Annotated in this window: 22 protein-coding genes; 19 read left to right on the forward strand and 3 right to left on the reverse strand. The window is 43.8% G+C overall.

Features of this window, described 5'->3' with window-relative positions:
• The first annotated feature begins 16 nt into the window (after positions 1-16).
• From ACHKAR_RS14895 to ACHKAR_RS14935, 9 genes are all read left to right on the forward strand, one after another.
• Positions 17-514 carry an NADH-quinone oxidoreductase subunit A gene (locus tag ACHKAR_RS14895; RefSeq protein ID WP_395418167.1) on the forward strand — a complete coding sequence of 166 codons (498 nt, stop codon included), beginning with the start codon at positions 17-19 and terminating at the stop codon, positions 512-514.
• On the forward strand, positions 501-1,034 hold the full coding sequence (gene nuoB, locus ACHKAR_RS14900) for an NADH-quinone oxidoreductase subunit NuoB (protein ID WP_159583933.1): 534 nt from the start codon (positions 501-503) through the stop codon (positions 1,032-1,034). The genes ACHKAR_RS14895 and nuoB overlap by 14 nt, the downstream gene beginning before the upstream one ends.
• Positions 1,031-1,534 (forward strand): NADH-quinone oxidoreductase subunit C, encoded by a 504-nt coding sequence (locus ACHKAR_RS14905; protein ID WP_395418169.1) that lies wholly within the window; start codon positions 1,031-1,033, stop codon positions 1,532-1,534. The genes nuoB and ACHKAR_RS14905 overlap by 4 nt, the downstream gene beginning before the upstream one ends.
• Before the next feature lie 52 nt (positions 1,535-1,586).
• Positions 1,587-2,798: an NADH-quinone oxidoreductase subunit D gene (locus tag ACHKAR_RS14910; RefSeq protein WP_395418170.1), complete on the forward strand. Its 1,212-nt coding sequence runs from the start codon at positions 1,587-1,589 to the stop codon at positions 2,796-2,798.
• A 63-nt stretch (positions 2,799-2,861) separates the two neighbouring features.
• Complete coding sequence (locus tag ACHKAR_RS14915; RefSeq protein ID WP_395418171.1) at positions 2,862-4,124, forward strand: hypothetical protein; 1,263 nt, start codon at positions 2,862-2,864, stop codon at positions 4,122-4,124.
• Positions 4,125-4,165: 41 nt separating this feature from the next.
• Complete coding sequence (locus ACHKAR_RS14920; protein ID WP_395418172.1) at positions 4,166-4,732, forward strand: RNA polymerase sigma factor; 567 nt, start codon at positions 4,166-4,168, stop codon at positions 4,730-4,732.
• On the forward strand, positions 4,716-5,879 hold the full coding sequence (locus ACHKAR_RS14925) for a hypothetical protein (RefSeq protein ID WP_395418174.1): 1,164 nt from the start codon (positions 4,716-4,718) through the stop codon (positions 5,877-5,879). The genes ACHKAR_RS14920 and ACHKAR_RS14925 overlap by 17 nt, the downstream gene beginning before the upstream one ends.
• 28 nt (positions 5,880-5,907) lie before the next feature.
• Positions 5,908-7,404, forward strand: coding sequence for an NAD(P)H-hydrate dehydratase (locus ACHKAR_RS14930; RefSeq protein ID WP_395418176.1), 1,497 nt, complete (start codon positions 5,908-5,910; stop codon positions 7,402-7,404).
• Between the two features lie 121 nt (positions 7,405-7,525).
• Positions 7,526-7,900 (forward strand): T9SS type A sorting domain-containing protein, encoded by a 375-nt coding sequence (locus ACHKAR_RS14935; protein ID WP_395418177.1) that lies wholly within the window; start codon positions 7,526-7,528, stop codon positions 7,898-7,900.
• 260 nt (positions 7,901-8,160) lie between these two features.
• Here the strand turns inward: ACHKAR_RS14935 and ACHKAR_RS14940 are convergent, their stop codons facing one another.
• Both ACHKAR_RS14940 and ACHKAR_RS14945 read right to left on the reverse strand, forming a co-directional pair.
• Positions 8,161-11,127, reverse strand: coding sequence for a glycosyltransferase family 117 protein (locus ACHKAR_RS14940; RefSeq protein ID WP_395418178.1), 2,967 nt, complete (start codon positions 11,125-11,127; stop codon positions 8,161-8,163).
• A gap of 181 nt (positions 11,128-11,308) precedes the next feature.
• On the reverse strand, positions 11,309-11,956 hold the full coding sequence (locus ACHKAR_RS14945; RefSeq protein ID WP_395418179.1) for a hypothetical protein: 648 nt from the start codon (positions 11,954-11,956) through the stop codon (positions 11,309-11,311).
• Positions 11,957-12,042: 86 nt separating this feature from the next.
• On the opposite strand from ACHKAR_RS14945, the gene ACHKAR_RS14950 reads away from it, so the two are divergent.
• A complete protein-coding gene (locus tag ACHKAR_RS14950; RefSeq protein ID WP_159583915.1) occupies positions 12,043-13,215 on the forward strand; it encodes a tetratricopeptide repeat protein in 1,173 nt (390 codons plus the stop codon).
• 3 nt (positions 13,216-13,218) lie between these two features.
• Positions 13,219-14,175, forward strand: coding sequence for an SDR family NAD(P)-dependent oxidoreductase (locus ACHKAR_RS14955; RefSeq protein WP_395418180.1), 957 nt, complete (start codon positions 13,219-13,221; stop codon positions 14,173-14,175).
• On the opposite strand, the gene ACHKAR_RS14960 is transcribed toward ACHKAR_RS14955, so the two are convergent.
• Complete coding sequence (locus tag ACHKAR_RS14960) at positions 14,159-15,229, reverse strand: glycosyltransferase family 4 protein (RefSeq protein ID WP_395418181.1); 1,071 nt, start codon at positions 15,227-15,229, stop codon at positions 14,159-14,161. The two genes, ACHKAR_RS14955 and ACHKAR_RS14960, sit on opposite strands and share 17 nt — an antisense overlap.
• 276 nt (positions 15,230-15,505) lie before the next feature.
• On the opposite strand from ACHKAR_RS14960, the gene ACHKAR_RS14965 reads away from it, so the two are divergent.
• The 8 genes from ACHKAR_RS14965 to ACHKAR_RS15000 all read left to right on the forward strand — a co-directional run bounded on the left by ACHKAR_RS14965 (position 15,506) and on the right by ACHKAR_RS15000 (position 22,916).
• On the forward strand, positions 15,506-16,621 hold the full coding sequence (locus tag ACHKAR_RS14965; RefSeq protein ID WP_395418183.1) for a hypothetical protein: 1,116 nt from the start codon (positions 15,506-15,508) through the stop codon (positions 16,619-16,621).
• Positions 16,614-17,462 (forward strand): glycosyltransferase family 2 protein, encoded by an 849-nt coding sequence (locus ACHKAR_RS14970; RefSeq protein ID WP_395418185.1) that lies wholly within the window; start codon positions 16,614-16,616, stop codon positions 17,460-17,462. Before ACHKAR_RS14965 ends, ACHKAR_RS14970 begins: the two co-directional genes overlap by 8 nt.
• Positions 17,459-18,415 (forward strand): glycosyltransferase family 2 protein, encoded by a 957-nt coding sequence (locus ACHKAR_RS14975; RefSeq protein ID WP_395418186.1) that lies wholly within the window; start codon positions 17,459-17,461, stop codon positions 18,413-18,415. The genes ACHKAR_RS14970 and ACHKAR_RS14975 overlap by 4 nt, the downstream gene beginning before the upstream one ends.
• A gap of 26 nt (positions 18,416-18,441) precedes the next feature.
• Positions 18,442-19,590 (forward strand): glycosyltransferase family 4 protein, encoded by a 1,149-nt coding sequence (locus ACHKAR_RS14980; RefSeq protein ID WP_255465492.1) that lies wholly within the window; start codon positions 18,442-18,444, stop codon positions 19,588-19,590.
• A 142-nt stretch (positions 19,591-19,732) separates the two neighbouring features.
• Positions 19,733-20,335 (forward strand): class I SAM-dependent methyltransferase, encoded by a 603-nt coding sequence (locus ACHKAR_RS14985; RefSeq protein ID WP_159583899.1) that lies wholly within the window; start codon positions 19,733-19,735, stop codon positions 20,333-20,335.
• Positions 20,328-21,275, forward strand: a complete 948-nt coding sequence (locus ACHKAR_RS14990; RefSeq protein ID WP_395418187.1) for a glycosyltransferase family 2 protein — start codon at positions 20,328-20,330, stop codon at positions 21,273-21,275. Before ACHKAR_RS14985 ends, ACHKAR_RS14990 begins: the two co-directional genes overlap by 8 nt.
• Positions 21,276-21,484: 209 nt before the next feature.
• Positions 21,485-22,123, forward strand: a complete 639-nt coding sequence (locus ACHKAR_RS14995; RefSeq protein WP_395418208.1) for an alpha-1,2-fucosyltransferase — start codon at positions 21,485-21,487, stop codon at positions 22,121-22,123.
• A complete protein-coding gene (locus ACHKAR_RS15000) occupies positions 22,116-22,916 on the forward strand; it encodes a sulfotransferase domain-containing protein (protein WP_395418189.1) in 801 nt (266 codons plus the stop codon). The genes ACHKAR_RS14995 and ACHKAR_RS15000 overlap by 8 nt, the downstream gene beginning before the upstream one ends.
• The last annotated feature ends 1 nt before the right edge of the window (position 22,917 follow it).

Raw genomic sequence — 22,917 nt, forward strand, 5'->3', positions numbered from 1 at the left:
TGTGTAATTTTCAGGGATGTTAGAGATTTCAGGATTTGGAGTTGCTCTGTTATTTATTATCGGGGGTGTAGGGTTTATCGTGACTACACTGCTGGTAGGAAAAGCATTGCGCCCTGTTCGCCCCAATGTGGAGAAGGAAACCACCTACGAATCGGGGGAGGACCCCGTGAAGTCTGCGTGGAGTATTTTCAACATACGATTTTACGTTGTTGCGCTTATTTTCCTCCTTTTCGAAACCGAGTTGGTTTTTTTGTTTCCCTGGGCTACGGTATTTGCAGACCCAGAGATGAATGTTGAGACTAACGGTCTGTGGGGCATGTTTTCCCTCATAGAGACTTTCATTTTCATAGGAATTTTGTTTTTGGGTCTGATCTATGTGTGGGCCAATGGAATGCTCGATTGGGTGAAACCAAAATCAAAAGCGGTAGAATTCAAATCGAAAATACCACTCAAGGCCTATGCGCACATCAATCAAAAAGAATATAAAGTAAGGAAGCAGGATGGGACTACTTGATCAGCAGTTTGGACAGGGGGGGATTATCGTCACCAAGGCAGATGACCTGCTCAACTGGGCACGACTTTCCAGTATATGGCCGATGGGATTTGGCCTGGCCTGCTGCGCCATAGAAATGATGGGGGCCTATGCTTCGGGTTATGATATGGACCGTTTCGGGGTGTTGCCGCGTGCTTCACCACGGCAGTCAGATGTGATGGTGGTGGCCGGTACTGTCACTTTTAAAATGGCCGACCGGGTAAGGAGGCTTTATGAGCAGATGGCTGAGCCTAGATATGTAATCTCCATGGGCAGCTGTTCCAATTGTGGCGGACCTTATTGGGAGCATGGTTACCATGTAGTGAAGGGTGTGGATAAAATCATTCCTGTGGATGTGTATGTACCAGGGTGTCCTCCCAGACCAGAGGCGTTGATCGGAGGCTTTATGAAACTTCAGGAGAAGATCAGAGGGGAGTCTCTGATGAAGCCGGAAGCTTTGAAAAAATTAATGGAGAAGAGGAAGAAAGCTACCGTATCATGACCTTTCAAGAACTCAAACAACTTGTAACCGACCAGTTTCCTGAGGCCATACTTGGTGAGGATTTGAATGCCACGCCGCAGGCCTTGCTGGTGGCACCGGAAGCCATTCATGCAGTTTGTGCCTGGCTGCATGCCGGAGAGAAGACTTATTTTGATTCGCTTTCGTGCCTCACCGGACTTGACAATGGTCCTGAAGCTGGCACCATGGAAGTAATTTACAACCTGTACAGCATTCCGTATGATCTGCATCTGATGCTAAAGGTTTCTTTGGAGAGAGCTAATCCTCATATTGATACCGTATCAGATATTTGGAAAACGGCCAACTGGCACGAACGGGAGGCGTATGACCTTTTGGGTATTCACTTTAATAATCACCCTGATTTGAGGAGAATTCTCTTACCCAAGGACTGGGAAGGCCACCCACTGAGGAAGGATTATGAGGAGCAGGAAAAATATCATGGCATGACAGTGAAATACGATAGGAAGGAAGCGCCTAACTAGACCCTCGAAAGTAAAATAAATCACGGTTTATCATCATCATTCCAACACTCACTTGAACATTCAATACACATACCACCCGGATCATCTGAAAAACTCGGAACCTTCAGTTTACACAGCTGAGAGTCTGAAAAAAGAGGAAATGCTGATCAATCTGGGACCGCAGCACCCCTCGACTCATGGGGTGCTCAGGCTGGAGGTAATCACCGATGGCGAAATGGTGAAGGATGTGGTGCCTCACCCTGGCTACCTGCATAGATGTTTTGAAAAGCATGCTGAGTCAGTCCCCTTTAATCAGGTGATTCCCTATGTGGATCGATTGGACTATGTGGCAGCCATGAACTCAGAACATGCCTACGCCATGGGTATAGAGCGCATGCTTGGCATCTCCGAGAAAATTCCCAAGCGCGTGGAATACATCAGGGTGTTGGTGGCAGAGTTAAATAGACTGGCCTCCCATTTTGTGGCCATTGGCACCTATGGCATGGATATCGGGGCATATACCCCTTTCCTCTGGATGATGCGCGATCGTGAGCATATTCTCAGACTTTTAGAATGGGCTTCTGGTGCCCGAATGCTCTATAATTATGTATGGATAGGTGGGTTGTTTTATGACTTGCCTGTGGGCTTCGAAGAGCGCTGTGTGAGCTTTTCAAAATACTTGAAGCCCAAACTCCGGGACCTGGAAAAGCTTTTGATTTCCAATAAGATCTTCATAGATCGTACTGCCAATGTGGGGACCCTCCCGCTTGACCTGGCCATTAACTATGGAGTGACAGGCCCAATGCTGCGTGGATCCGGCCTTAAGTTTGACCTCAGGCGGGTGGATGGATACAGTGTGTATCCCGAACTGGACTTTGAAATACCCATCGGTGAAGGACGCGTGGGAGAGGTAGGTGATTGCTGGGATCGCAATTGGGTTCGCTTTCGCGAATGCGAGGAATCCCTAAAAATTATTGATCAATGTCTGATTCAATTGACCTCAGATCATAAACGCACCCGGGAGTTTGATCCACGTGAGATGGTGCCGAAGAAGATCAGGCCGAAGGCTCAGGATTTTTACATTCGTGCAGAAAATCCAAAGGGCGAGTTGGGTTTCTTTTTCCGGACTGACGGACGAAGTGACCAGGCTTTACGTTGCAAGGCGCGTTCCTGCTGCTTCACGAACCTGTCTGTGCTTCCGGAGATCAGCCGGGGTTATATGCTCGCAGACCTTATTGCCATTGTTGGCTCCCTTGATTTTGTCATGGGGGAGGTAGATAGATAATATTTTTCAGAGCTTGCAGCGTTTTTGATACAGCTTCAGTCTTAGTACCAAACCCATGTTACTATGATCTGGAAAAATCAAACATTTCAAATACTGATTGTTGGCATTTTGCTGACTTCATGCGATGCTTTTCAGGAGGATGTAGCTCCTAAGGGAGAGCATGAACTGGTACTGACGGAAGGTATTTCTGCGTTACCCAACACCCCAGTTTTTATTGATCTGAAGAAGACCATCCGGTCCTCTGAGGCTGTCAGGTTTAGTATTGGCGCGGCGCCCAACAAAGGGAGCGCCACTATTTCGGACCAGGCGATTTTACAATATGTTCCTAACAGCGACTTCACCCATGGGCAGGATGTGGTGTCTATTCAACTTCTTAATGGAGTAGGGCAGCTTATTGATACTGACAGTTTACTCATCACCATGGCTACTTCTGCGGATAGTCTGCCATGCTTCAATGGTGCATTGAGTGATTACTATTCTGTATCCAAAAATTCATCATTGATTATCTATCCGATCGCCAACGATGGATATTGTGTGGAGAGCACTTCCGGGGCGGTGATTGATTTTATGGAAGAGCCAGCTCACGGTTCGCTGAGTCAGGTGGAGTTATTTACCTATCGGTACACTCCTGAGGCTGATTTTGTGGGCCGGGAGCAATTTATGTATGAACTCACCCTCATAGATAATGAAGGAGCAACGTTTTATTCCATCGGGCAAGTGAATATTGAGGTGACTGAGACTTCTTTTGGTTGTGATACCATGGTCTACCCGCTTACCTATGAGATGCCCGATTCCCTGAGTTATTTGGATGTATTGCCTTTTGCGCCCAGTCCGGTTTGTGAAGTCTTCACCTGGACTGTCCATTTGAAGAGCGTGACATCCGGGAGTGCCGAAGTGCTTAATAGTGGCCTTATAAGGTATTACCCGGGAACTGATTCCATTGATGTGATAGACTATAGCATCTCATTTGGAGATCAGACTTTCCATAATCAAATCACCATCATCATCGAAGGCAGAACCGATGATCAATGCCTTGAAGCCATTTATGACGAATATCAGCTTTCGATCACAAAGGATTCACTAGGTACCCGGGACCATCCGTATATCCTGAATGTAGCTGAAAATGACATTACGTGCTCAACAGACTATACCCTTCAGATTGTGATAGAGCCCGAGATAGGGGTCAGTTCCGTCAATGCCGAGCAAATGATTGAATACTATGTGGAGAATTTCGAATCGGATAGTACGGAAACGGCTTTTCTCTACCAAATATGTGCCGGAGGCACCTGTGATACGGCACACGTTGCTCTGATGTTGGAGTTTTGATTTAGACATCTCAAATAAAGAAAACGACCCGACATGGTTTCATGTCGGGTTGTGTCGGTTATCAAGTGAGTCAGTTGATCCAGGAAATATTGAAAGGAGACCGTCGGGCCCAGGGACGATTTTATGATGAGTTCAGTCCATTGGTGATGGGTATTTGCATGCGATATATGAAAAGTCATGAAGCAGCATCAGATGTGTTTCAGGAGGCCTTTATAAAAATATTCAACAACCTAGGTCAGGTAAAGAACATGCAGGCCGTAGCGGGATGGATCAAGAGAATCACTGTGAATACAGCCCTGGATCATCTCCGAGTGATTAGATACGATCATGATGTTTTTTTGGAAGCAAATGAACTCAGTGACCAGTTTTATAGCGACCTGATCGACAAGCTGTCTACAGAGGTCATTTTGCAGGCAGTCAATAATCTGGCTGAGGGTTACCGGGTGATTTTCAATATGAGCGTTATTGATGGATTTAGCCACAAGGAAATTGCCAATGAACTGGGTATTTCGGAGAGCACCAGCAGGTCGCAGCTCACGCATGCCCGGCATGTGTTGAAAAGATATTTGAATGAGCTAGGAATTACACGCTATGAACAAGTCATTTGAAGATAAAATAAGAGATCGATTGAGCGAATACCGTGTTGATCCACCGGCAGGTCTTCGTGATGCTATTCTTAATGCTCCGGGACCGGGTGAGGCCTGGCTTGTCCGTTTTTTTCACACGTTTGGAGCCGTGCTTATGCTGATTTCCCTATTCATGGTGGGGTATATCCCCATGAGGGAGCAGGCAGATTTAGGTTTGGGTGATGAGGGCAGGCTAAACAGCCAAGAGGTAGTTGACTTAAGAGATTCATTTTCTGAGCCAACAATAACTATGAATGATGAGGAAGCAACTCCAATGAAAACTTCGCCCAAGGCTCTGGAACCAAAGGAAGAATTAATTATGTCACAGACCCATGCTGAGATGAAGGATGCGGAGCGATATGATGCCCCTCACAGAGCTGTGTTTGACCCATGGGATTTGGAGAAATTAACTGGGGAGGATGCCATGGAACCTGCCTACCCGACCTTGGCAGATGGGTTGCAGACAAATGAGATTATTTTTAAAAGAACCAGACGAGCCTACAAGCTATACCTTGAAGGGGGGGCTTTCTTTTTATACAACAGGATCAGGCCAAACCTCGATGACGACATTTATGTGAGTGATTATGATGCCCCTTTCGGGCTGTCAGCTTCGCGGGTTGGCCTTTCCATGCATTGGGGACTGCAGCGGACATGGTCCGAGCATTTTAGTACCAGACTTGGTTTGGGATTTAATCATTACAATCAGGATTTCTCCTTCAACGTTCGTGGTACAACACCCCAAACGGTGGTAGTGGAATCGGATTTTGTTACTCCGATTTATGAGATCAGTACAGTTCAGATTAAAAAGCGAGTGTCTACTGTGGGGGTGAAAATCCAAAATACCTGGTCTTTCCCATCACGTTACAATTCTTTGTTTGCCTCTGTTGAATACCAAAGAATTATCAGTTCACTACCAACCTTGGAATATGAAGGAACCAGACATACGCTGGTTGACCCCAACCAATATTTTTTAGAACTGGGATTGAGAAAGTTACTTTTCGAGGGAAACCGTGGCCTCATTCATGTGACACCCGCTTTCAAGTATTCGGTGACTAAATTTAGAGAGATGGACATTATATCCATCAAGCCTTTTAGCGTGGGGGTTTCTGTATCGTATGGCTTGAAGTAAGAGCTTTTCTTGTGTAGCTTAGTCTGCTATGATACCCATCCTCACTGCTCAGCAAATACGTGATGCCGACCAATACACCATTGGGCATGAGCCAATCACTTCCATTAACCTTATGGAACGTGCTTCCAGAGCATTTGTAAGGAAATTTTCTACGCTGGTGCCAGGGGGTAGCCGGATTATGATATTCTGTGGTACTGGCAACAACGGAGGAGATGGTCTGGTCATCGCACGGGTGCTGATCCAGCAGGCACATGATGTCAGCATTTTTGTCGTGGGTTCCATGGAGAGAGCCACTGAAGATTTTAAGGTCAATTTCGAAAGACTTTCAGTTCTCACAGGGATTCATCAGGTTGCGAATGAAGATCAAATTCCCAATATCCCGGGCAATGCTGTGGTGATAGACGGACTGTTTGGTAGTGGTCTTTCCCGGCCTGTGAGTGGTCTGTTTGCCAATGTGATTGATCAAATAAATAAATCAGGTGCTGAGGTATACGCTATTGACATCTCTTCCGGCCTTTATCCTGATCAGCCACTGAGTGAGGGTGCAGTAGTGGAGGCTACACATACCATTTCTTTTCAGACACCCAAATTGATTTTTTTCCTTCCGGAAATGCGCAAGTACGTAGGGCAGTGGCATGTGGTGGATATTGGACTGGATGAGCCTTTCATACAGAGTTGCGAGACTGATGCTTTTTTTACCCAGGCCCGGGATATTGCGCTGCCCTCACGATCCACGTTTGACCACAAGGGAAGTGCTGGCAGATTGCTGCTGATTGCAGGTAGTAAGGGCAAGATGGGTGCGGCCACTTTGAGTGCCAGGGCAGCCATGCGTAGCGGATGCGGGTTGCTGTATATACACACGCCTTGCTGCGGGTTAAATATTCTTCAGGTGAATGTACCGGAGGCCATGGTGATTGAAGATGAGCATACTGAAGTAATCACGGAGGTCATGCCCGCCGACAATGTGGATGTGCTGGCAATGGGACCGGGTATCGGCACCAATTCGCTTACCCAAAAGGCGTTGGCTGATTTGATTCTTCATACCAGCGAACCCATGGTGTTGGATGCTGATGCACTTAATATCCTGGCACTCAACCCCGAGCTATTGAATGCATTGCCACCGGAAAGCATTCTTACACCGCATCCTGGAGAGTTTGCTCGTTTGGTAGGGGCCTGGAGGAGCGATTTTGAAAAATTGGAAAAACTCCGCTGGCTGGCGAAGACCTATCAACTAAATGTGGTGTTGAAGGGAGCCTATTCAGCAGTTTGCAGTTCCCGTGGGTACCTATATTTTAATCCCACCGGTAACCCGGGGATGGCTACTGCTGGCAGCGGCGATGTGCTCACGGGCATTGTGGCGGCTTTGCTGGCACAGGGGATGGCACCATTTGATGCGCTGAGGGCCGGAGTGTATCTCCATGGACAGGCCGGAGACGAAGCTGCCATTAACGTGGGGGAGATTTCATTAATGGCATCAGATTTGATAGAATATCTGCCTGCGGCTTTCAAAAAATTACATTTTTAGGGTGGTTTTTTTTAAGACATCATAAAAGATGTTAAAAACCGGACTTAACGAAGAATTCATGTAAAAATTTTGAGGTAATGCGGGAACTTTGGTATTTTTTTTGCGTACTTTGTATGTAACAATGCACAATAAACTCATCATAGCGTCGTTTGCCTGCCTCCTCTCCTTGGCCGCCTGGTCACAGAGTGGTACTGGTAGCGTGGTGAGTGCAGAAACTAATTTCTACAATCAGCCTCTTGATATTAGCAATAAGATTGAGATTTATCCTAATCCGGCTGTCGAGTATGTGATTGTGGAGATCTCCAATTCTACCCTTACTAATACTGAGTTTGAGATGCACAGTATCATAGGTAATGAGATTAAGATTTCTCCTGAGGAAATTGGAAATGGCCGATTCAGAGTGCCTGTGAAAGATTTTGCTACAGGGTATTATTTCCTTGTGGTAAAAGATGAGGTATTGAGGTTCAAAAAAGCCTATCGATTTTTGAAAAATTAGAATCTTCTTTCTGAAAGCAGATGCCACCAAGTTGAAAAGATTTTGGTGGCTTTTTTTTGTTCAATATTTGATGTCCTCTTAATGATCCCCCTCCATAGGGGTCAAACAATATTTGTGTGGGGTGACATTATATATTTATTGCTTGTAAAATCCAATCTAGATTGATTCATGAGTAATGGGGTCAGTCTTACCTCCGGTTGGAAAAACAAAAGGCCCCACGAGTTTCACTCGCGGGGCCTTTTAGAAATCCTTTGATCTAATTAGTTATTCTGAAAGGATTTGTAGTATTTATTGAACATCTCCTCATACTTTGCAGCCTCCTCATTCATCCGGTTGGCCCGATAGGCACGGGTGATGTTATTTAGCGAGTAGAGTTTTTGTTGGATTTCCGCACGGTTGTAGATACCCCTTTCTATATAGTAATCCAGCATTTCTACAGCATCTTTTGAGGTGGTTTCTGCCACATAGTTGGCCAGATCATTTTCGCCGACCTCAAGAAGCAGACCTACTTGCTGTACATTGAAGTAGTCAAATGGAATGGACTCATTGGGCATCACCTCCAGACACCTTACCAATACTTCCTTAGCTCGGTCATAGTCATTGGCTTCCATCAGTGAGATAGCCAGTGTGTTAAAAGCTGATCTGTGATTCAGACAGAAATTGCGATAATCCTCAGAATAATACACATCCGGATTATCCAGCTGTCTCCAGTGATATTTCTCCATCAGGTTTTGGTACATCACGTCGTTGTTCACCTGATATTCCTGGGCATTCGGGTTTTTTACCGGCAATAGTCGGTAAGCAATACCCTCCTGAACCACATAAGGTCTAAGGTTCATATTCAGTGAATTCATGGAGGTGGTATTGAAGTAGATAGGTCTCTCCCAATTAGAGTTGACCATGAGGTCAATCACTCCCAGGTCATTCTTTTCCAGTCCTCTTCCCTGTATACTCCAGGTCATTTTATCCACAATCCTGTTTTCCAGATTTTTAGGCACTACACCCATTGCTTTGATCTTCGCAGTGTCAATGTTTAGGAACATCTGTTTGGAAGGAACTGAGTTGTAGTAAGATCCAGTGCTCAGGGGTACCTGAAGACCTTTGTGCTCCTGTTTGATCAGATCCAGGAACCTATTGGCATTGATGGCCCCTTTGATGCTCTTATTCTCCATTACCGGCAGATAATCATTGAGCCCGCCCTGCTGATAATTCTTGAGAGACAAGCTGAATGGTAGCGGCGCTGACTCGTAGGCAGGGCGCATCATCTGGCTCACGTACCAGTCGGTATTGAAATAGCTCAATACGATCACACGCACGTCTGTTCTGTATCCTTCCACTTCCTGAACATACCAGAGAGGGAAGGTGTCATTGTCTCCACCAGTGAATAATATGGCATTGGGCGCACATGAGTCCAGGTAGTTTTTGGCTGCATCTACTGAGAAGTACCTGTTGGATCTGTCATGATCGTCCCAGTTTTCTTTTGCCATTACGCCCGGTATGGTAAGTCCCAATAGTAAGGAGAGTACGGCCAGGAGTTTCTTGTTTTTCACAATGGCCCCGAGCAAGTCGTAAATGGCCAGTACTCCGAAACCAATCCAAATAGCGAATACATAATAGGAGCCGGAATAAATGTAATCACGCTCACGAGGCTCAGACGGGGGAGAGTTCAGGTAAAGTACCAGAGCTATTCCTGTCAGGAAGAAGAGTAGCAGCGTGACCGAAAAATATTTTTTGTCCTTTTTGTACTGAATGAAAATCCCTAACAAGCCTAGCAAAAGGGGCAGAGAATAATAGATGTTCCTGCCCTTATTTTCCAGAAGAGACTCAGGAAGGTCTGTATCAAAAGCACCGTTGAGCCCTACCCAACCGGCATCCTGAATGTCTGAACTTCTGCCAGAGAAGTTCCATAGGAAATATCGCATGTACATAGTGCCCACCTGATAGTTGAGCATGAAGTAAATGTTGTCCGTAAAACTTGGTTTTTCATCGGGTTGCAGCCCGGTAATCTCTCGGTAGCGCTGCTTGTGTGCTTCCGTGTTGCTATACATTCTGGGTAGAATGGTGGTATGCTTGGGATTATAGACATACTCAAGTTTGTAATCTTTGATTTCGTACTTATCCTCACCACGCATGTAAGTAGGACTGCCCTGCTTTTGATCTACGATATCGGCTGTATAGTACTGACCTTTAAACAAAGGTCTGCTTCCATACTGCTCGCGTTTCAGGTAAGACACGAAAGACAGCACGTCTTCAGGGTTGTTTTCATCTATCGGCGGGTTGTAATTACTTCGTATGAGTACGATGGTATAGGAAGAATAACCGATGATGATGAAAGTGAAACAAAGGAGAATGGTATTGAGTGTAAGTTTCTGTTTTTTGATGGAGTAGTATATTCCATAAACCAACCCGCCAAGAAATGCAGTACCAAAGAAGATAACCCCCGATCCAAATGGAAGTCCCAGGCCATTGACAAAGAATATTTCCAGAGTACCCGCTACCGAAGGCAGGCCGGGGATTACACCCAGCATGACGATGAGTATAGCCGCTCCGGCGGCAGCTAGTGTAAGGATGATTCCTTTTTTGGTAATCTTTTCGTTGTTTTTAAAATAAATGATCAGTCCCATAGCCGGGATCGTCACGAGGTTGAGCAAGTGAACACCAATGGATAAGCCCATCATGTAGGCGATAAGGATCAGCCACTTGTTCCCATCTGAGTCGTTTTCAATGTTTTCCCATTTCAGGATGGCCCAAAATACAAAGGCGGTAAAAAACGCTGACATACCGTATACTTCTGCTTCCACAGCGCTGAACCAAAAGGAGTCAGAGAATGTACAAGACAAAGCGCCTACAAGGCCGGCACTCATAATCAGGATGGTCTGTTCAGTGGTTTCTTCACCTTTCTTGATTTTCAGCACTCTCTTGACAAGGTGAGTGATGGACCAAAACAAGAACAGGATAGAAAATGCACTGCTCATCACACTGAGCATATTGATCCAGAAGGCTACCTGAGTGACATCACCCAGAGCCAGTAGAGAGAATAATCTGCCTACCAAAAGGAAAAAAGGAGCTCCCGGAGGGTGGGGAACTTCCAGCTTGTAGGAGCAGGCGATAAACTCACCACAGTCCCAGAAACTGGCGGTGGGCTCCACGGTCAAGGTGTAGACCACCATTGAAATGATAAAAGTAGCCCATCCGGCTATTACGTTAGTCTTTTGATATCCCATCATGATTCTTTTGAGTCAACTTGGCGAAATTAGCAATAATGCGGTATAATGTCTGAGGATTCGATTCTTTATATGGGCTATTATAAAGCTTATTTACTCCGAAATGGAATTTTTGATTCTTTCATTACATATAAATTTTGTTAAAAAGGAGAGTTTGTTTCTGCCAGGATTTCAGGTGTAAAATTCATTTGTACACGATCACATAATAGATTAGCCACAAAAAGAAAAAAAGCACATATGAGCTAAGTGTAATGAAAATGGATATTTTCAGTTTTTTATTGCTCAACCAATAAATGCCGGCCACCAGCATTCCCCAGTATAGAATCTCAAAAAGATTGAGCGCTTTGAGGGGATATAGCCACATCGCATCCAGGCTTTCATAGTTGAAAAAATTTATGAGGCTCAATGGATAGTAGGCCACGAAATCATGGTAAGTAGGATCCGTTTCAAATACAGTAAACCAGACGACCTTCAAAAGTTCAGGGATAATAAAGACCAACTCCATGATCATCACCATTTTCCATAGCTGAGCGTAAGTGACCCTATACCCAAAGAGAAAGCAGCCTACCCATAGCAGGAAGGATGTGAGGGTAAATTTCCAGGCGATGAAGATGGGCACCGAGAGGTACTGCAGGCCAAAGAAGACATCCATGATCCACATTTCACCGCGATCCTGCAGGATTTCGAATGCGGCAATGCTATCAATGATAAACATCCTCTTGATGAGAAAGGCTGAAAAATAGAGCAGACATAAAACGAAGAAGAAGGCTTTTCCGTCTATGTTATACCAGTCGTCTAAAAATCGTTGGCGATACTTATTTAACCCGTTCATTGGCGCTAATTTCGTATGAAAATTCATAAGCCTTGCTCCGTTTGGAACAATAGTTGCCTACTAGCTCTTGCTAAAAGGATCACCACATGAAGAAACTCCTGATTTTTGCCTGTTGTCTCACCTGGATGTTTAGTGCCCGGGCGCAGTTCAATGCCAAAATACCCATAGATAGCAACTATAGCATACTCTCCAATCCATTCATTCAGATGGAGTCTACCGAGGCGATCAATGACATGTACAATTTTCGCTTTGAGCGATCTATGTCACACTTTAATTACCTGAGAAAGGAATATGGCTGGCACCCTCTTCCCTATTTTCTCATGGGACTGAACTATTGGTGGCGTATTCTGCCTAATTTCAACAACGAGGAGTATGACAAGGCCTTTCATGCCTATATGGACACCTCCATGATCCTGGCGGAGCGGCTCTACAAAGACCTGAATAAGGTAGAGGGAGCTTTTATGCTGGCAGCCACTTATGCTTTTCAGGGAAGATTGTATTCGGAAAGAAGAGAATGGGGGAAGGCGGCCTATGCTGGGAAGAATGCCTTGAAATATCTGGAGGAATGTAAAGGCTATGGAGATCTGAGCCCTGAGCTATTGTTTGGAGATGCGTTGTTCAATTATTATCGGGAGTGGGTGCCCGAGAATTATCCTTTTCTGAAACCTGTTATGGCCATTTTTCCAGACGGGGATAAGGAAAAAGGGATTGAGCAGCTAAAAATTGTGGCTAGAAATGCATTTTATACCCGCACGGAGGCGCAATACTATTTGATGCGAATCTCATATTATGAGGAAAATGATATTCAGGGATCGATGCAGCTGGCCGGGTATCTCCATAAGACTTTTCCGGGCAATGCCTATTTCCATAGATTTTATACCCGCCTTCTCTATCAGTCCGGCAACTATGGAGAAGCCACCAAAGAGTGCATATCCATTTTGAACCGGATAGACAGTGCTCAGGCTGGATATGAATACAATTCCGGCAGGTATGCTTCCTTTTTCCTTGGGCATATGAATGAGATTCACCGCAATTTTGAAGAGGCCAAGAAATACTTTAAACTAGCTATGGAATACGGTGAGGCCGCTGATGCTACAGATATGGGTTACTATATTTATGCCGTACTACATTTGGGCAGGATCGCAGAGAAAGAAGAAGATACTGAGGCTGCCAAAGCCTACTATAAGCAGGTTCGTAAGATTACAGGGAGGAGTCATTCTGCTAATAAGGAAGCTAAAATGAAGCTTAAGGAGCTCTAGATAATGGAAAATCATTCGCGTAAGAAAGTGTTGATCACCGGAGGTGCCGGATATTTGGGCTCATTCCGGGTAGGTGAGCTCCTCAAGCAAGAGGATACGCATGTTGTGGTATTTTCCAGAGATGAGCTGAAGCACTTCAATCTCAAGATGCAACTCGGAGATTTATCCCAGAGGGTGGATTTTGTGATCGGGGATGTGCGCGATGAAGACAGACTGGCCGAAGCCTGCAATGGGGTGGAGCTGGTGATACATGCTGCGGCCATGAAGCAGGTGGGTACGTGCGAGGATAATCCAACCGAATGCTACAAGACCAATGTGTTGGGTACGGAAAATGTGATTCACGCGGCCCGGCGTTCTGGTGTTCGACAACTGATCTTTGTGTCTACAGACAAGGCAGTAGAGCCAGTTTCTGTCTATGGCAATTCTAAACAAGCCGGTGAGCGGTTGGTGCTAAAATCCAATAGTCCAGAGTTTCAGGCTTCTGTAATTCGGTTTGGTAATCTGATAGGATCACCTGGCTCCATCGTGGATAAGTTGTCAAAATTGAATGCAGGAGAGACCATTACTCTATACAGCCAAGAACTGACTCGATTTGTGGATTCATTGGACAATGCCCGCCAATTGATCTATGCCCAAATGAGCAGAGATTTCGGGGGTGTCATCATGATTCCCAGGCTTCGATCTGTTAAAGTAGCGGATTTGGTAAGCGTTTGTGCTCCACTCATTCAGGTGAAGTTTGGCGGGGAGCGGGGATTTGAGAAAATTCATGAAAAACTGGCTACGAAGAACGAACTGAGCCGCATGTGTGAGACAGAGGATTTTTATCTGATCACCCAGGAAGCTCTAGCACAAGACGGTGCCCTGGATAAATTTGGAGCTCTTCCGGTACGGTTGCTCGCTTACGATTCAGAAACTGCAGAGGAATTTTCGACTTTTGAGGAGCTTAGGGCTGGTCGTTGAATAGATTGAAGAAAGTTTGCTTCTGGCTATTTACTGAGTACTTCTGCTCGATCAGTAGTCGGCCATTGTTTCCCAAAGTCCTTCTTTTCTGATGATCCTCAAGCAAGGTTGAAAGTCTGGACACCCAATCTTCTGTGGTTTGGGCAAAGTATCCGTTAAAATCTTCCTGAATGATTTCATTATTCACGCCTACGCGACTGGCGACTGCAGGTACGCCCAGAGATAGGTATTGGATCAGTTTGAATCCGCATTTCCCTTTCGACCATTCCGTGTCCTCCAAAGGCATCACCCCTATATCCATAAGACTCAGGTCATCAATCTCAGTTTGTTTGTTCCATGCCAGAAAGCGAAAGTGCTTGAGAGGTAGGTTTGGGTTTTTATTGGCAATGACTAAAAATTCAAATTCGAGCCGCTCCTGCAGCAGTGTAAGAGCCGGAAGAATAGTGTCCAGATAGAAGAGTGTGGAGTGCGAGCCTGTCCACCCGATGACTGGCATTGGGTGTTTGTGATGAATAGGGGGTGTGTGAATAGAAGTGTCCACGATGGTGGGCATTAGCACCACATCATCGCAATATTGCCTTGCAAAATCGCCGAGGTATTCATTCCCAACTGATACTTTCCAGCTCCATTTACAGATTGACGCTACTTTTGAGCGCCATTTCAGAGCTTTCCAGAGAAAGTTTTCCTGGTTCTGATCAGCCATCCAGATGGCGTCATCAAAGTCGTAGATCACTTTTTTCTTAAATACCCGGGTGATTAACCATTCAAAGACGGGCGGACCGAAGGGAGTGAGCTCTCGATGAATGAAGATAAAATCATACTTCCCTAATGTGAAAAGCATTTTTATTCTGGATAGATATCCTCCAATCACATAAAATGCCTTACTTACTAAATTACCCCGCTGGTAGGCTATGCCCCAGGCCTTTTCGGAAAGAAAAGAGCTAAAGTCATAAGTCAAATCCATTTCTTCCATAAATTTGAAAAAATGCTCGAACCTAAAGCGCTGTGATGGGGCTCTTTGAATTGGATATGGGGTGAGGAAGAGGAGTTTCATGAATGCATGATAAGACGGAATAAGTCACTAAAAAAATAGAATTAAGCGAAAGTAATAAACATGGGAGTTAGGGATTTGCTGTTTACACCATTTTACTTATTACTTATTTCTGTGGGCGCTTTTTTTCTGAGACCATACTTTACGAATCGCCAGACTCGAAGGTATTTTTTGCCTGCCTTATATCTGAAAATATTTGGAGCCGTAATGGTGGGTTTTATTTTTGAGTTTTACTACGGGTATGGTGGAGATACATTTAATTATTACTTTAAGCCTGGGGTGATTATTGCCAATAGTTTTTTTGAGTCCCCGGTGGCATGGTTCAGGCTTGTTTTCGGGCCAACAGAGTATCATCCCGATACCTATCAGTATGCTTCCAGAATTTTTACCTTTGGGGATGCCCCCACATACTTTATTGCTCGTATTGTGGGTTTTTTTGGGGTTGTTTGTGGTGGGTCCTACTATTCTATAGCCATTTTTTTTGCGGTGCTAAGTTTTAGCGGAGTGTGGGCATTGTTCAACGCATTCTGCACCCTTTATCCAGCTTTGGTCAAACAATTAGCTGTAGCTTGTTTATTTATTCCATCATTATGGTTTTGGGGATCTGGAATACTAAAGGACCCCATCACACTTTCTGCTTTGGGTTGGATAGTTTATGGGGTTTTTGGTGTGGTTTTTCAAAGGCGTTATTCGATTTCGATGGTATTAATTTTTATCGTGTCGTTTTATATCCTCTATACTATCAAGATTTATATTTTGATGTGTTTGATTCCGGGGATTATGGTAATGGTTGGATTTGCCAGCATGAAGAGAATTGACAATTGGGCCCTCAAACTATTAATTGTTCCATTTATAGTAATCATAGTAATTTTTGGAGGGTTTTTTTCCGTTCAGGAAATATCAGAAGATAATCAAAGGTATTCATTGGATGCAATAGCCTATACTGCCGAAGAGACTGCCAAATGGTTGGAGTATGTGGGCGAGCAACAGGCTGGGTCGGTATATACATTCGGAGATTATGATTTCTCCACGGGCGGGATGATAAGGAAGGCTCCAATGGCCGTGTTTACAGGGCTTTTTCGGCCAGTAATTTGGGAAGTACGCAATCCTGTCATGCTGTTGTCTGCATTGGAGAGTCTTTTTATGATCGTTCTGCTGATCAGGGTTATTTGGAAAATTGGTCTTTCGCGGTTTTTTAGTCAGATATTTTCCAACCCAGTGGTAGGGTTTTGTATGGTTTTTTCACTGGCTTTTGCATTCGCTATCGGAATTTCCACCTATAATTTCGGATCTTTGGTTAGGTACAGGATACCTCTAATCCCGTTTTTCATCATTGGCCTTTATCTTATTAGTGAGGGACAAAACTTCACGAAAAGGACTGATAGCCGTGCTTGATAAACCTACAATATCGATAATCATCCCTACTTTCAATGCGGAACTTACTCTGAGAAGTTGCTTGGATTCTGTTTGCCACCAATCCTATTCGTCTTATGAGGTACTGTTGATTGATGGGAACAGCACGGACCGAACGTTAGAAATCATAGAGGATTATAAGGGATATGGAGTTAAATGGATAAGTGAGAGCGATACGGGTATTTATGACGCCATGAATAAGGGCGTTGCCATGGCCAGTGGGGAGTGGTTGTATTTTCTGGGTTCGGATGATCAGTTGTGCGAGAATGCCCTCTCTGCAATTGCTGACCACCTTTATTACCCGAAAGTCCATTTTGTCTATGGAGATGTCTTTTTCAAGCATTCTGGGAGGAGATATGGATTTGAATATACGAATGAAAAGCTGGCGGAGCGAGTCATTTGTCATCAGGCTATATTTGCTCACAGGAGTTTGTTTGTGCGGTGCGGTTTATTTGATCAGCGCTATAAAAGTTGTGCGGATTATGCATTCATGATTAAGGCTTTTGGTTTGAATCCGAACCATAATTTCTATACGAATGAGCCAATTGCCGTTTTTGATGAAAGAGGCTTTAGTGCTGCTCATTTGGATTTACCGTTCCTTAGGATTAAGCACAAATTGTGTAAGACTCATTTGGGGATAGATTCTAATAATGAAGCTTATTTTGAACACTTAAGCAAAGAGGGCAATCATGAGATTGAAGCGGGCTCAATGATGACTGGTATTAAGATGAGCATTGTTTCAGTATTGTTGGGTAGAAATAAAATGAGGAAACTGCTTGATGTATTGTATGTTTTGGAGAAGAGGTTCTTTAGAAAATCATGAGTAAATATCCCTTGGTTTCAGTCATTATCCCTTGTTATAACTATGCGAGGTATCTCCCGGAGTGTCTGGATAGTGTGCTGGCACAGAGCTATCCCAGTTGGGAGTGCATTATAGTAGATGATGGCTCGGAGGATGACACCAGGGAAGTAGCACTGGAATACGCTAAAAAGGACTCAAGAATTAGCTATTTGTTCCAGAAAAATTCAGGACCCAATGCCGCCAGAAATCTGGGATTGGAAGTGTCAAAGGGGGATTTCATTCAATTACTGGATGCCGATGATATGCTGGAGCCTGACAAGATCCGTTATCAAGTTGAAATCCATCGTATCAATCCCCATGTTGATATTGTTTATTCACATCACCGGATTTTTGGTGAATCTTTCAACGGGCACAAAAACCAGGTAAGATCATTTGATACTCCCGAGGTATCAGGATCTGGGGTGGAGATTGGCCGAACTCTGCTCAAAGGACCCTTTACAATTAATTCCCCCTTGATACCGAAAGAACTTTTTAGGAAAGTCGGGTTGTTTAACCCGGATTTTCGATATAATGAAGACTGGATGTTTTGGTTATCTTGCCTGAATGCGGGATGTAAATTCATCTTCAATAGTCAACCCGGAGGGTTGGCCTTAGTGAGAAGACATGAAAATAACACAAGTAGTAATTTGTGGAATACCTATTATTATCGGATAGTGATGAGAAGGGAATTTAGCAAGCATTCCCCCTTTTTCGAGTTGGTCAATCTCAATTTGGAGTACCTGAATTCTGATATAGATTTTTTGATGAACATTGCTATCGATACGCTCAAACTAGACTACCAAAAAGGGGTAAAAAAGGTATTTCAAGCATTCTTGATCAAACCCGGTGTGAGGTATCTACTCTATCTGGTGGTTGCAGTTTTTAATGCGTACTGGTTAGCTAATATTCTAAGACAAAAGTCCTTTCGAAATTGAATAAATCTGGCACCCACAAAAAAATATTGATCTCGATTAGTACACTTGAAGTAGGAGGGGCTCAGACCTTTGCGCTCAAGTTGGCCTCAATATTGAGTGAGAATTCTCAGACGGAAGTTTACTTTTTTGTCTGGAATGGAGATAAGGTAGAGACTCAAATGTTGAATACGCTCCTCTCGAAAAAAGTTAGATATTATGACCTAAACCGCTTTCACCTAATTAATTACCTTGGGTGGAAATTGAATGCACTTGAAGAATCGAGTGGCAAATCACCTTCGATTCGCCAAAAGATGATTGGTCTTTTGTTTAAATATATCATTTGGAAACACCGGGTTGACGTGGTCCATTCTTTTTTATATCCTTCTGATTTGAATTGTGCGAAGCACTTGCATTCATCCGTTCCACTCGTGGTTACCGAAGAAGGGGACTATCTATTGAGAATGAGAAAGGGTGAGGAGATTGATGAGATTGTCATAGGGAGAGTGAATAGCTGGGTGGCTGTATCAGAGTTTGCTAAGAGGAAATTAGCCAGCTATTTAGCTTTGGATCCGAAAAGAATAAAGCTTATTTACAATGGTCTGCCATTTGTTCCAGTGAAAAATGAAGAACAAAAAGATAAGGATTCATTTGTAGTGGGGATGGTTGCCAGAGGGCATCAGAGCAAAGGTTGGGAGGCGCTGATTTTGGCATTTTTAGGTGCCAAAAAGAGAGTCCAGAGACAAATGAAGCTGGTTTTGGTGGGGGAGGGCACCTTTTTGGACCAGTTAGCCAAAACCTATGGTGATCAAGAAGGAATTGTTTTCACAGGCTATAGTTCAAATCCAGGGCTTTATATTGCTGGTTTTGATATCGGGGTGCTACCTTCCTTTTTTGAAGGAGAGACATTTGGTATTTCTGTGCTGGAGTATTTGTCCAATGGTAAGCCCGTGATTGTCACGGACTGGGGTGGGTTGCCAGAAGTAATGCAAGATGGTGAGCATTATGCAGGCTATGTGGTGGGATTTCACGATGATGGAAAACCAAATATTGGGGAAATTGAAGATGCCATTGTCAAAATGGCATCTGACCCAGAGGTTTATGCCGATTTAAGAAGAAATATCGACAAAGTGATCTCACGATTCGACTGGAAATTAATTAGTGCTGAATATCAGGAAACCTATCAAAAGTTAATTTAGTTGCACTATGTTCAATAGATTGAAGAAGTATCCAATAATCGTCCATGTGGTACGGAGTGTAAGGCTTTTATTGGGACAAACCCCGGAAAAATTGTCGCAGCGCTTTCACATAAGCCGTCAAGGCCAATTGATTCAAGATTACATGTCCTCAAGCAGTCCCAAAAAGCTACAAATTGGTGCGCAAGGCAATTCTATAAATGGCTGGCTCAATGCAGATATTGAGCCTAAGGCAAACCATGTGGTCTACATGGACGCAACCAAGACTTTTCCATTTGGGGACAATACGTTGGATTACGTTTTTGCTGAACACATGATCGAGCATATACCCTATGGGGACGCAGATTTTATGATCAAGGAGTGTTTTAGAGTTCTGAAGCCTCAAGGAAAAATCAGGATTGCAACCCCTAATCTGATGGGTGCCATCCAGGTTTTGCAAAATCCTGATACCCCTGAGCACAAAGAATATATAGACCATTATTATAATCTATTCATTGATCAGGGTGTTCCCAGAGATCCCGCATTTGTGGTGAATAAGCTGTTCTATGGCTTTAAGCATCGGTTCATTCACACTGAGTTCACATTAACTCATTTGCTTGAGACGAATGGATTCAATCATGTCAGGAAGTATGAGGTGGGAGAAAGTAATGACCCGGAGCTAACAGGTGTGGAGCAGCATATGAACGAAATGGGATTGGTGCCAAATAAGGTTGAAACAATTGTGATGCAGGCACAGAAGAATGGCTAAGGTTTCTATTTTAATTCCAGTTTACAATACTCAGGATTTCATTGCTGAGTCCATCGAATCTATATTGAATCAAACTTATGGAGATTTTGAATTGGTAATTGTAGACGACTGTTCTACGGATGATACATATAGCATTTGCCAGCGGTATGCCTCATCGGATTCCAGAATCAAGCTTTTCCGGAATGAGAAAAATCTTGGAATGATGCCAAACTGGAATTATGGGATGTCCCTCTGCACAGGGGATTACTGGGGTAAGTTGGATGCCGATGACTGGTGGGATCCGGAAATGATCGAAGTATGCGTCAATATATTAGATGTTCAACCGGAAGTGGGGTTGGTCTGTGCAGGTCATGATATTATTAATGAATCGGGAGAAACAATGAACGATCAACCCTTGCCAGCTCCTGATCAGTTTATGAATCAAGCATTTTCCTGCGTAGACTTGGTCAAACAGGGCCCCCATGGGTTTTTATCTTATCCCGTGATGAAGCAGGGTATTGGGTTGATGAGAAGGGGCTTGATTGAAAAAGTGGGTAATTTTATGGAGTTTCACTGGGGCGACACTGAAATGTGGTTTAGAATCGGAGCTCATTCGCAGACCTATTATGTAGACCGCATACTTCATCACCATCGTAAATGGTCGGACAGCGATACGGTGAAAATCATCTCTCAAAATATGAACACAATATATTCTGGGCTCTATAAGACACGGATGCAGGTGGTCAATTATTATTTTCAACACGGTCTTGTGTCAGAGCATGAACTTATGGATTTTAGGAAAATCACAATATTTGAGCATAACAAGTATTTGATCTCCAAGTTTCGCAAAGAATCAAGCTATCTTCATATGGGGAAGTGTCTGTTCTTATGCTTATTTAGTTTTCCTCGGCGTACCTTCTTAGAAATACTTCATTTGGATCGAATTTTCTTCTTCAGATGATCATAATCAATTCCAGAGGCCAGCTGGGTAATCAGCTTTTTCAATACGCATTTGGACTAGCCACTTCCAGACACTTGAAGACACCCTTTTTGATTACTAAAATTGATCTAAAGGATGACTTGCAATATTTTGTGGGTCCGTCAAGAAATTTGGGTTATTTGTTAAAACGAATATTACACCCGCGGTTGTACAATTTTATGCTTCGATGTATGTGGGGGGGAGTACTGAAAAAAGAGGTAAATGTTAGTAATTGGGATCACCCCGATTCGGCTAAACCCTTGCTTGAGCGTGGTGCATTTTTTATTGGCTATTTTCAATCAAGTTTGTTTTTTGAGTCGCATCGGAATCTTATTGTAGACAGTTTCAGAGTAAGACCAAAATATGTCATGGCGTTTGATAAACTATACGCCAATAAGTTAAGGAGAAGAAAACTTCTGGTCATTCATGTGAGGAGGGGAGACTACCAACACTCAGGCAATGAAAAGCTTGGGTACGATCTGAGTTTGCCAGTACAGTATTATGAAATGGCAAGGAGCTACATTGATGGAATTGATCAATACTACAAGGTGGTGGTCACAAATGATGTGGCCTATTGTGAGAAAAACCTGACAGGGTGGGGAGCACATGAGATTGTGCAAAATGAAGCGATTATTGATTTCCAGCTGATTCAATTTGCAGACGTAGCGATCATTTCAAATAGCACTTTTGCCTGGTGGGCAGCATATTTGAATAAGAAGGAAGACCGGCAAGTTATAGTTCCAAAGTACTGGCTGGGGTTCAAAGTGAAACGTGAGTACCCTGTGGCTGTCATTCCCGAGGGGTGGCATCAAATAGAAATTGATGGATAAAATTAAGTTGTACGTGATAGGGTATCCCAGATCAGGAAATACCTGGGTGACCAGGCTATTTGCTCATCTTTATAACTTGGAAGTAAAGGTGGTGATGGGAAACCACGAAATAGCGACAGAGATAAATGATCGAATTTCCTCAGACTCTAAAAACGGCTTTATAGGGAAGGGTCACTATACCATAGATAATTTTAGACAGATAGATTCTGACCCGGAAAGAGTGATTTATTTATCCAGAGATTTTCCATCAGTAGCCATTTCATCATTCTTTTATTTTTATGAGTCCCCTGATTTTCAGGAATACTATAGGCTGTTTAGATGGACTGACCTCCTTCTGAAGCCAAAGAAAATTTTCGTATACAGGAGAAATAGAAAAAGGTTAAATACATTTATTGAAGACTTATTACTCAATGGAGTCCCGTGGTTTGGAACCTGGACAAATCACCTTGAAGGGTGGAAATCTAATAGCCTGAAAGGAGCCTGTTGTTTTTCTGATTATAATCAACTTGTCTCGAATACCCGGAGTGAAGTTGAGCGAATAATTAAGGAACTTCAACTCCCCAAATTGGAGGAAGGAATCATTGATATGGCGATTGCAAGTGAGTCATTCGATTTAATGAAAAAGAGAAATTTGACCGATCAGCGGAAAGGAGAAGGCAGATTAATGTATAGAAAAGCAGACCCTACGGATTGGCGGAATTACTTAGATGATGAGTTGCTGGCACGCATCGAAGATCATCTGCGCGGGGATGCTTCACCAAATGCGCATTTTACTCCATCTGGGGCCATGTAAT

Source organism: Marinoscillum luteum (assembly GCF_044005705.1).
Classification (GTDB): Bacteria; Bacteroidota; Bacteroidia; order Cytophagales; family Cyclobacteriaceae; genus Marinoscillum; species Marinoscillum luteum.